The sequence below is a fragment of the Hymenobacter sp. UV11 genome, assembly GCF_004684095.1.
GTDB lineage: Bacteria > Bacteroidota > Bacteroidia > Cytophagales > Hymenobacteraceae > Hymenobacter.
In genome coordinates this window covers 483,318-492,102 of sequence record NZ_SRII01000005.1, presented here as the reverse complement: position 1 = coordinate 492,102, position 8,785 = coordinate 483,318, and the positions used below count along the sequence as shown (strand labels likewise).

The 8,785-nt window shown below is 60.2% G+C and carries 10 protein-coding genes; 5 read left to right on the top strand and 5 right to left on the bottom strand.

What is annotated here, in order from left to right:
* Window positions 1-333 precede the first annotated feature (333 nt).
* From hslV to E4631_RS11865, 3 genes are all read left to right on the top strand, one after another.
* Entirely contained in the window at window positions 334-876 is a 543-nt protein-coding gene (hslV, locus tag E4631_RS11875; protein WP_133655199.1) for an ATP-dependent protease subunit HslV, read from the top strand.
* A gap of 140 nt (window positions 877-1,016) precedes the next feature.
* On the top strand, window positions 1,017-1,988 hold the full coding sequence (locus E4631_RS11870) for a deoxyhypusine synthase family protein (protein WP_133655200.1): 972 nt from the start codon (window positions 1,017-1,019) through the stop codon (window positions 1,986-1,988).
* Between the two features lie 3 nt (window positions 1,989-1,991).
* Window positions 1,992-3,743 (top strand): hypothetical protein, encoded by a 1,752-nt coding sequence (locus E4631_RS11865; RefSeq protein ID WP_133655201.1) that lies wholly within the window; start codon window positions 1,992-1,994, stop codon window positions 3,741-3,743.
* A gap of 50 nt (window positions 3,744-3,793) precedes the next feature.
* Here the strand turns inward: E4631_RS11865 and E4631_RS11860 are convergent, their stop codons facing one another.
* The 5 genes from E4631_RS11860 to E4631_RS11840 form a co-directional block, all read right to left on the bottom strand.
* Window positions 3,794-4,000: a hypothetical protein gene (locus E4631_RS11860; RefSeq protein WP_133655202.1), complete on the bottom strand. Its 207-nt coding sequence runs from the start codon at window positions 3,998-4,000 to the stop codon at window positions 3,794-3,796.
* Window positions 4,001-4,198: 198 nt separating this feature from the next.
* A complete protein-coding gene (locus tag E4631_RS11855) occupies window positions 4,199-4,762 on the bottom strand; it encodes a DUF1572 domain-containing protein (protein WP_133655203.1) in 564 nt (187 codons plus the stop codon).
* Window positions 4,763-4,991: 229 nt separating this feature from the next.
* The gene (locus E4631_RS11850; RefSeq protein WP_133655204.1) at window positions 4,992-5,450 is read right to left on the bottom strand and encodes a hypothetical protein; all 459 of its coding nucleotides are present in this window, start codon (window positions 5,448-5,450) and stop codon (window positions 4,992-4,994) included.
* Between the two features lie 149 nt (window positions 5,451-5,599).
* Entirely contained in the window at window positions 5,600-5,845 is a 246-nt protein-coding gene (locus E4631_RS11845) for a hypothetical protein (RefSeq protein ID WP_133655205.1), read from the bottom strand.
* A gap of 3 nt (window positions 5,846-5,848) precedes the next feature.
* Complete coding sequence (locus tag E4631_RS11840) at window positions 5,849-6,778, bottom strand: DUF58 domain-containing protein (RefSeq protein ID WP_133655206.1); 930 nt, start codon at window positions 6,776-6,778, stop codon at window positions 5,849-5,851.
* Between the two features lie 272 nt (window positions 6,779-7,050).
* On the opposite strand from E4631_RS11840, the gene E4631_RS11835 reads away from it, so the two are divergent.
* Both E4631_RS11835 and ychF read left to right on the top strand, forming a co-directional pair.
* Complete coding sequence (locus tag E4631_RS11835; RefSeq protein ID WP_133655207.1) at window positions 7,051-7,470, top strand: DUF3276 family protein; 420 nt, start codon at window positions 7,051-7,053, stop codon at window positions 7,468-7,470.
* A gap of 166 nt (window positions 7,471-7,636) precedes the next feature.
* Window positions 7,637-8,737, top strand: coding sequence for a redox-regulated ATPase YchF (gene ychF / locus E4631_RS11830; protein WP_133655208.1), 1,101 nt, complete (start codon window positions 7,637-7,639; stop codon window positions 8,735-8,737).
* The last annotated feature ends 48 nt before the right edge of the window (window positions 8,738-8,785 follow it).

Sequence of the window (8,785 nt, the reverse complement as noted above, 5' to 3'; positions counted from 1 at the left end):
CGCGATTTTGCGGCTCTTGTGGGTGCCTTTTTTGACAATCGCCTCTAATTTGGCGGCATCGGCAGGCGGTAGCATGACGGGTTTGGCGAGGCGGGGCATTGGCAAAAAACGGATAGTGTTTACTCGGTACTGTTACTGGCAGAATTAAGTTGTCAGACCACTAGTTGATTTATTGATTTTCATAAGAACGTCATGCTGAGCTTGTCGAAGCATCTCTGCCACGCCGCATAGATTAGTAATTCTAACGGCGGGGTAGAGATGCTTCGGCAGGCTCAGCATGACGTTCTTTATAGATTAAGGCATTTCCCGTCCGAGCGGGCGTATTTTTGCGCCATGCTCCCAAAAATTCGCTCTACAACCGTGCTCGGCGTGCGCCACAACGGCCAGATTGCCCTCGGGGCCGATGGCCAGGCCACGATGGATAAGCACGTAGCCAAAAACAACGTGCGCAAAGTGCGCCAGCTCAACGATGGCAAGGTAGTGACCGGCTTTGCCGGCTCTACCGCCGATGCCTTTATGCTGCTCGACCGCTTCGAGGAGAAGCTCGCTGCCTATGGCAGCAACCTCAAGCGCGCCGCCATCGAGTTGGCCAAAGACTGGCGCAAAGACCAGTACCTCCGTAAGTTAGAAGCCATGATGGTGGTCTGCGACAAGGACGAGCTGCTCATCGTGAGTGGTACCGGCGACGTGCTGGAGCCCGACATGGACGTGGCCGCCATTGGCAGCGGCGCCATGTATGCCCAGGCCGCCGCTCTGGCCCTCAAGAAGCACGCCCCGCACCTCACCGCCCGCCAAATGGTGGAAGACGCCCTGCACATCGCGGCCGATATCTGCATCTATACCAACCACAATTTGATTATCGCCGAGCCTAGCTAAGTTGTTTACTAAAAGACGATTGTCATGCTGAGCTTGTCGAAGCATCTCTACCGCGTAAGTAATTTTCAATCAGCAGGATTACTTACGCGGTAGAGATGCTTCGACAAGCTCAGCATGACAATCGTACCTAACCTTACCCCATGCAAATCACCAATTTCCTCAAGCATCACTACCGCCACTTCAACGCCGCCGCCCTCATCGACGCGGCCGATGGCTACAACAAGCACCTCGCCGAAGGCGGCAAAATGATGATTACCCTGGCCGGGGCCATGAGCACCGCCGAAATGGGTATTCAGCTGGCCGAGCTCATTCGGCAGGATAAAGTGCAGATTATCAGCTGCACGGGTGCCAACCTGGAGGAAGATATCTTCAACCTCGTGGCCCACGACTTCTACGAGCGCGTGCCCAACTACCGCGACCTCACGCCCGCCGACGAGCAGGCCCTGCTGGAGCGCCACATGAACCGCGTGACCGACACCTGCATCCCCGAGGAAGAGGCCATGCGCCGCCTGGAGCACGTGGTGTTGAAGTTCTGGGAGAAGGCCGATAAGGCCGGCGAGGCGTATTTCCCCCACGAATTCTTCTACCAGATTCTGTTGAGCGGCGAGCTGGAGCAGTACTACCAGATTGACCCCAAAGACTCGTGGATGCTGGCAGCGGCCGAGAAAAACCTGCCCATCATCTGCCCCGGTTGGGAAGACTCGACGCTCGGTAACATCTACGCCGGCCACGTCATCACGGGCGATATCAAGAATGTGCATACCATGCGCACGGGCATCCAGTACATGATTTACCTGGCCGACTGGTACACCAAGCAGGCTACCGACGAGAGCAAAGTGGGCTTCTTCCAGATTGGCGGCGGCATTGCCGGCGACTTCCCCATCTGCGTGGTGCCCATGCTGCACCAGGACCTGGGCCGCACCAGCGTGCCGCTGTGGGGCTATTTCTGCCAGATTTCGGACTCCACCACCAGCTACGGCAGCTACTCGGGCGCCGTGCCCAACGAGAAAATCACCTGGGGTAAATTGGGTCAGAACACGCCGAAATTCATCATCGAAAGCGACGCCACCATCGTGGCCCCGCTGATTTTTGCCATCGTGCTCGGGCAATAACCTATGCTGACTCCGCGCCCCGCGCCGGACTTCGCCGCCCCGGCCCCCGGCCCTACCCCCCCTCGCCGGGCCGGGTGGGGCCAGGTGGCCGGGGCGGCGTTGTTGCTGGTAGCCGCCGCCTTGCTGCTGGCTTACCTGCTCACGCCCTACCCCGCCCTGCGCGACTGGTACCTGCGCCACACGCCCTCTCTGTACCGGGGCCCTGCCTGGCCCCGCGACTTTTTCACGCCCGCCGTAAAAGCCCGCGGCAACCTGCTGGCGGCGCTGGCGTTGGCAGCGCTGATGGGGGTAGGGGCCTACGGCTGGTGGGCGCGCCCGCGCCCACCAGCCGTGGCCGCGCCACCCCTGCGCCTGCTGAGCCGCGCCGACCTGCCCTGGCTGGCGGGCCTGCTGCTGCTGGCGGCGGGCCTCTGGGCCTGGGGCGCCACCCAGGTGCCGCCGGCCTATGACGAGGTATTTTCGGCGGTGTACTGCGCGGGCAACGAGTCGCTCTTTGCCACCTGGAGCTACTATATGCTGCCCAATAACCACGTGCTATTCAATCTGTTGAACGGCGGATTGTTTGGCTGGCTGCACCGCCTGCCCTGGCTGGTGCCCACGGGTCGGCTGCTGTCGGGCCTGGCCTACGCGGGCACGCTGGCGGTGGTGTACCGGCTGGTGGCGGGCCTCACCGGGCGCCGGGGGGTAGGGATGCTGCTGGCAGTGCTGGCCGGCTTGCATTTTTCGCTGTGGGGCTTCGGGTTTCAGGCCCGCGGCTACGCCTTGTATGCGCTGCTGCACTGGGTAGCGGTGGCTACGCTGCTGGCCCACTGGCGGCAGCCCTGGCAAGTTAAGTGGCTGATTGTGAATGCACTGGCTGTGGCGGCGGGCTACGCGGTAGTGCCCACGTTCTTATTCTACCACGCGGCACAGCTGCTGGCGGCCGCGGCGGTGCAGCTGCGGCAGCGGCGCTTCGATGGCCTTTTCTGGCGCTGCCAGGTGGGCGCGCTGGCGCTGGCGGGCGCGTTTTATCTGCCTGTTATCGGCTTCTCCGGCCTGGCCTCGCTGGCGGCCAACCCCTACGTGCGCCCCTTTGAAGGTAGCCTGACCGAGTTCGTAGTCAAGGCCTGGCCCGATGTGAAGAGCTACGCGCCCTACGCGTTTGGCGAAATCGGGCTGGGGCCCTGGCCGGCCTATGTGCTGGCGTTGCTGCCGCTGGGGCTGCTGGCGCACCGCCGCTACTGGCAGTTGGGGCTACTGTATGGGGCGTGGCTGCTAGCGATGCTGGGCGGCACGCTGGGGCTGCGGCACGTTATTTTTCACCGCAACTTGCTGGCGCTTTTTAGCCTGGCAGTAGTGCTGGCTCCCTTCACGGTGGGCGTGTGGCTGAGCCGCTGGCGGCCCTGGGCTGGGCTGGCGGGGGCGTTGGGTATAATTGGGGGGGTAGGGCTGGGCTTCGTGCGCCACAACCCGGTGCGCGAGCCGCTGGCCCTGTATTACTACGACCTGTCGGCGGGTTTCGACGCGGCCCAGCAGCGGCTGGCCAAGCTGCCCAGCGGCGCGCCCTCTGTCACTTTCTCCGAGGAAAGCTTTTACCCGTACTTCCTCTACCGCCGCGCTGGCCACCTAGCTCCGCACCCGGCGCAGCGCCCGGCCCCGGCCGCCGATTACTTTATCACGGCTCCCAACGATGCCTTGCCGCCCGCCCTGGCCGGTCGCTACCAGCCCGTCGATACCGTGGGTACTTACCGGCTGTGGCGTCGACAGCTAAGGTAAGCGGCTGGTTACGAACAATTTAATAATTAATGTAGCCGGCTACAGCTGCATTAATTTGGTTGGTTGATAGCGGCGCAGTCGGCTGGCGAAGGATATTGTTCGCAGTGCCGCCGCTGGCCTGCTGCCACCGGGCGGGCACCTGCTTCGGGCTTTGCGGGCCCACTGCTAGCTACCGCGGCCGGGTAGTCGTCCTTATCAAAATCTTCGTGGTAATGAAGCGAGTCGCTCAGAGCGAGTTGGCCAAAGAGATAGAGCATGGTGGAAAAGATAAGGTGGACGACAACATGTATAAAGACGCGATACCGTGCGGCTTATTGCAGTTGCAGGCCAAAAAACATTTTCTGCCAACTCCCGGCTTTTCGGCCCCAAATCCCACTTTGCAACGCCCAACGCCCAGCAGGTCCAGCCTCATTGGCAGGGGTAGGGAACCAAGCCAAAGGCTAATAGAATGGCCCTTAGCGCTTCAGCTTTTCGTCCGTAAAGTGCTCCTGGTGCGGTGGCCGCGCAAATTTCTCCGCATTGTAGGCCACCGAATCGCCGCGCGGAATAGACAGCGACTGCCAGGCCTCCCCTTGCAGCAGCTTGCCCAACAGCACCAGCTGGCCCACGTGGTAGGGGTAGTGCGCCAGCTGCCGGTTGATGGCCTCCAGCACGGTGTGGCCCTGGTTACGGATATAAATGGTGCGGCCCAGGTCGGCCTCGGCCAGCTCATCGAGCGCCGCAAAGAGGCACTGCCAGCCGGCTTCCCACTGGGCCAGTACCGCGGCGCGGGTGGTCAGGTCGTTGTCAAATTCGGCTTCGCGTGCGCGCCAGGGTTTTTCGCCATCGGAAGCCAGGAAATCCGTCCAGCGCGATAACATATTGCCCCACAAGTGTTTCACGATACTAGCCATGCTATTGCAGGCCGGGTTGGGCTGCCAAAAAAGCTGCTCATCGGCGACTTGCGCAAATGTTTGGTCGCCCAGCAGCTTGTAGTAGGCAAACTGCTTGCGGGCACTGGCGAGATAGTCGGCGGGCATAGTGGGGGGTAGGGAGGGTAAACAAATTCGTTACCAGAGGAATTGCGAAAAAGCCCATTACACCGAGCTTACCGACTTGCCAACTAGTTGCCACTCGCAGCACTCAATGGCTTTTCATTCAACAAAAAAGGTGGCCCTGCAGGTCACTTTTTTTGTTGAATGAAAAGCCAGCCCGAAACGCTAGTCAGGCGCGCAGCGCCGTATCCGCGAAATCAGTTAGATCTGCGGTTTAGGGGCGGAATAGCGGCCGGTACGGGTTCCAGAGGCCCCACGGAATCATCAGTAGCACCAGCACCAGCGCAATGGCGAAGTAGGTAAAGGCTTTCTTGTGCTTAAGGGTATCGGTGGAAGCATTTTTGAGCGCAATGCGGCCCACCTGGGCCAGAATGGCGGCCAGTATCATCACGGCAATGTGCTCCATGCCAAAGAAGCGGGCCGTGGGGTCTTTCATAGCGCCGGCTACTTTCATCGCCTTGAGGCCGTAGGGGCTCAGGCCAAAGTAAAGCCCTAGGCCCACAATAACTTGCAGCCACATGAAGCCCGAAAATGCGGCGCTGATGCCGTTGTCGCTCTTGGTGAAGGGTCGGCGGCCAGTCCAGCCCATGTAGGCGCGCACCACAGCCAGCAGCCCTGCGCCCACCACAAACCAGCGCAACCACGAATGAAGAAAAAGAAGTACCTGATACATGCGTAAAAGCAAAAATGCCGGGCAGCCCGGCCGGTGAAAAACTGCTGCGAAGCTACTATTCTTTGAGCCGTTAGCTACTGGCTGCCAACCGTTGGCTTTTCATTAACCGAGAGCCAACAGCTGGCAGCCAGTAGCTAACGGCTCAAAAATCACGAGAATTCGCCCGGCTCGGGCCTGGGCGCGGGCGCCCCGCCGCGCGCCGCTTTGGCCCGCTGCTCATCGCGAATAGCCACGGCCAGCGCAATAAAAATGGAAACGAACGGTAGCACCAGCCCCAGCACAAACCACTTGAGCCGCGAGTGCCCGTGCGAGTACGCGATGTACATCGTCACCGAGGCCAGCAGCACATCCAGAAACAGCAGGAACAGGATGCTGAAAAAATAGGTAGCAAACATAAATTACCGGGCTTTGCCGCGCTTCACCAAGTAGGCGTGCAGCACTTTGTCGAAGGGCTCGCGCACATCGACGGGTACAAAATCAATCTTGAGCTGGCCGCAGCGCAGCGCCAGGTCTTCCTCAAACTGCCGCATGGCCGCCCGGTACTGCTCGCGCACCTGTGCCGGCTGAAGGCGAATCTCCTGGCCCGTCTCCACATCTTCGAAAATGTAGGGGCGGTCCTGAAAGTCAAAATTACTCTCCGTGGCCCGGTCGAGCACGTGAAACACCAGTACCTCGTGGTGCTGGTGGCGCAGGTGCTGCAAGGCCGCCAGCGCCGCTTCCTGCTCGGCCGCCCCGCGCCCCAGCATGTCGCTGAACAGGATGACGAGCGAGCGCTTCGGAATTTGCTGCGCAATGGCGTGCAGCACGCCGGCCACGTCGGTAGCCTGGCCGGGCCGGCTGGAGGGGGTAGGGCGCGCCAGCAGTTGCTGCATGGCCAGCAGCAGCGTGTGGCGGTGCACAGAGGTAGCGCGCACCGGCGTTTGCAGCTCCACCTTTTCGGCGAAGGTGACGAGGCCCACCGCGTCGCGCTGCCGTTGCAGCAGCGTGGTGAGCGCGGCCGCCGCCAGCACCGCAAACTTCAGCTTGTCGTGGCCGGGGGAGGGGTAGTACATGCTCGGGCTCACGTCGAGCAGCAGGTGGGCGCGCAGGTTGGTTTCTTCCTCGTAGCGCTTCACGAAGAGCTTGTCGGTGCGGGCAAATACCTTCCAGTCCACGTGCCGGGTGCTGTCGCCGGGGTTATAAAGCCGGTGCTCACTAAACTCGACCGAAAAGCCGTGGTAGGGCGACTGGTGCAGGCCGGTAATAAAGCCATCGACCAGCTGCCGGGCCAGCAGCTCCAGATTTTCAAACGAGCGAATAGCGGCCAGGTCGAGTGCGGTTGAGGGCATAACAGGGGGGTAGGAAAAGATAATACGGAGTTAACAATCAAGTAGCTACCCTAATCCAAGGCAGTGTTTATGGGTAAATAATAGGGCGGCGTTCGGGTAGTGCGGGGCTGAAATAATACTACGTGCTGATAAACAAGCTGCCCACCGCTTGAGTTTCGCCCGGGCAAAAGCCAGATTTAGGTTCGACTTTCCGGCTCTATCTTTGCTTTGGCCGACGTAAGTTTAGCTTTTTAAATATTAATATCACCCCCTATTATCCCCTCTCTTAACACGTGGAAGACCGGTACTCTAAAGACCAGGAAGAAATTTACTCGCACCGCATGAAGGCGGGTAAGCGCACGTATTTCTTCGACGTAAAAGCTACCCGTGGCCAGGACTATTACCTGACCATCACCGAAAGTAAGCGCCGCCCCGGCTCCGACCCCGATGGCCCCGCCAGCTACGAAAAGCACAAGATTTTTCTGTACAAGGAAGATTTCAACAAGTTTATCGATGCCCTGCACGACGCCGTGGACTTTGTGCGCGACGAGCTGCTGACCGAAGAAGAAGTAGCCGAGCTCGACCGCCCGCGCCCCAGCTTCGACGGCGAGCAGCCCCGCCCCGCCAACCCCGACGGCCCGGCACCCGATGACCAGGCCAACCGCCCCGCCGGGTATGACCCCGCCCCCGACCTGGGCGAGAGCACTTACTAACTACACGCAACGAGCACGAGGGGGAGAAAGAGTAGTAGCGCGCCGCTGTTCCGCACCCGGAGCAGCGGCGCTTTGCCTTAGTGGCCGGGCCCCGCCGCCCGCCGTACCTTTGCGCATGAATTATCTCAAGTCGTAATTCATAATTTCCAATTCATACTTAAATAAAATGGGCCTCCGCTGCGGTATTGTCGGCCTGCCGAATGTCGGCAAATCCACGCTTTTTAACGCGTTATCTAACGCTAAGGCCGAATCGGCCAACTATCCTTTCTGCACCATCGAGCCCAACGTGGGCGTGATTACCGTGCCCGACGAGCGGCTTCAGATTCTGGAAGCCCTCGTGAACCCCAAGCGCGTGCTGCCCACCATCATCGAGTTTGTCGACATTGCCGGCCTCGTGAAGGGCGCCAGCAAGGGCGAGGGCCTGGGTAATAAATTCCTGGCCAACATCCGCGAGGTAGACGCCATCATCCACGTGGTGCGCTGCTTCGACGACCCCAACATCGTGCACGTGGCCGGGGGGGTTGACCCCGTGTTTGACAAGGACGTAATCGATACGGAGCTGCAAATCAAAGACTTGGAGAGTATCGATAAGAAGCTCATCAAATCGGAGCGCAGCGCCAAGGCGGGCGACGCCGTGGCTAAGAAGGAAGTAGCCAGCCTGCATCTCTTCAAGTCGGCCCTCGAAGCCGGCCAGAACGCCCGCGCCGTAGTAGCCGGCCCCGACGACTTGGAGGCCGTGGCCGACTTGCAGCTGCTCACCATCAAGCCTGTGATTTACGTGGCCAACGTGGACGAGGCCAGCATCGCCACCGACGGCAACAAGCACGTGACCGCCCTGCGCGAACACGTTAAAAGCGAGAACGCGCAAGTAGTGCTCGTATCGGCCGCCATCGAGTCGCAGATTGCCGAGATGGAAGATGCCGATGAAAAAGCGATGTATCTAAGCGAGTACGGCCTCACCGAATCAGGCCTCAACAAGCTCATCCGCGCCAGCTACGAGCTGCTGAACCTCATCACCTACTTCACGGCCGGCGTGCAGGAAGTACGCGCCTGGACGGTGCACCGCGGCGACAAGGCCCCGGCGGCGGCCGGCGTTATCCACTCCGATTTCGAGAAGGGATTCATTCGCGCCGAGGTTATCAAACTGCCTGATTACCAAGAGTATAAAACCGAAGTTAAAATTAAAGAAGCCGGCAAGATGGCCGTCGAAGGCAAAGACTACGTGGTGCAGGATGGCGACATCATGCATTTCCGGTTTAATGTCTAAGACCACTGATTAGCGCGGATTTTAGCGGATTTAGCTCCGCTGTCCTTC